This is a genomic window from Brevundimonas sp. RM1, assembly GCF_052907225.1.
This window is the reverse complement of record NZ_JBRERY010000078.1, coordinates 1-1,257: the sequence shown is the minus strand read 5'-3', so window position 1 is coordinate 1,257 and position 1,257 is coordinate 1. Positions and strand designations below refer to the sequence as shown.

The 1,257-nt window shown below is 58.5% G+C and carries 1 pseudogene; it reads left to right on the top strand.

The features are described 5' to 3' along the window. Positions 1-937: 937 nt before the first annotated feature. A pseudogene (locus ACU5AP_RS16350) lies at positions 938-1,257 on the top strand (IS3 family transposase); the annotation flags it as partial.

The window sequence follows — 1,257 nt, the reverse complement described above, 5'->3', positions numbered from 1 at the left end:
CCCCGAAAACTTCGAAGGGTCTCGCTACATCACTTTATGTCGGCAATCTATCGACGCCGCTGGAAGCAGCGCCAAGAGACTTTCAAAGAGCCTGAATCATTCCCACTCGATTACTGAAGCCGGACCAGAACATTGAATGTTTTGGATTTTTTGTTCGACATCGATAGCGAAACCGATCCGTAGGCCGAACAAATCTCGAGGTATTGAAAACATTGATGAAATTCTAACCAATAAAATTTTCGTGATGTCGAGGCCTTTCGCAGTCTGTTGTGACCTTCGACGACATCTTTGACCCAAACGACATCAGTATCAACTTGGAGCTTCTCCACCATGATGGAGTGTATTCTGCGGTCCAGGCTAGCCAAGAGGTTTGCCGGATTCGCACGAATAGGTCAGCACAGCGGCTTCTGCGTAGCCACTCCACAAGCGACCGACCGACCGGAACTGGGCGAGGAGTTGACGGCAGGGTCGAGGACGCGATGAGAGGCGATATCGATCTGGCCCCATTCGTAACCCACACGATGGGTTTGGAGGAGATCAACGAGGACTTCGCACTGATGCACGAAGGCAAGTCGATCCGCACGGTCATTCACTACTGACCCGCCGATCCGAAGCGGCGCGAGGCGCTTGGATCGACAACTCGGCCGTCATCATGGCCCGACCCCGGCCATGATGAAGCGCGCTCTGGCAAATGGGCAACGCGTCGCGATGCGGTAACAAGCGCCGAAGTTCGGTCGTTACATGCCGATAGCGGCACGGACCAGGGCCGCCTCGCCCAGGCGCTTACCACCGGAGTGTGTGTGGCCTCGTCGCGCGACCCAACGGGAAAATGGTTTTGTCGTAACCTTTGTCTAGTGCTGGAAAAATATTTCAAAGCTGCCGAACATCCGGCCAGCCTGACCGTTGGATGTATTGAGTGGGAAATGCATTCATCTGTTATCGCCGCCTGCACGTCCTGCCGCGGCGCGAGGGCCATGCGGTCAACAAGAAGCGGGTTCAGCGGATCTATCGCGAGGAACGGCTGACGGTGCGCCGGCGCGGCGGCCGGAAGCGAGCGATGGGCACGCGGCGACCGCTGGACCTGCCGCTGGTGGCCAACCAGCGCTGGTCGCTGGACTTGGCTGCTACGCGCCGCCCTCCGGGTCTTCTCTGACCAGATGACGGACGGGCGGCGCTTCCGCATCCTGACGGTGATCGACAACTGCACCCGCGAGTGCCTGGCGTTGGTGGCCGACACCTCGCTGTCGGGCGCTCGGG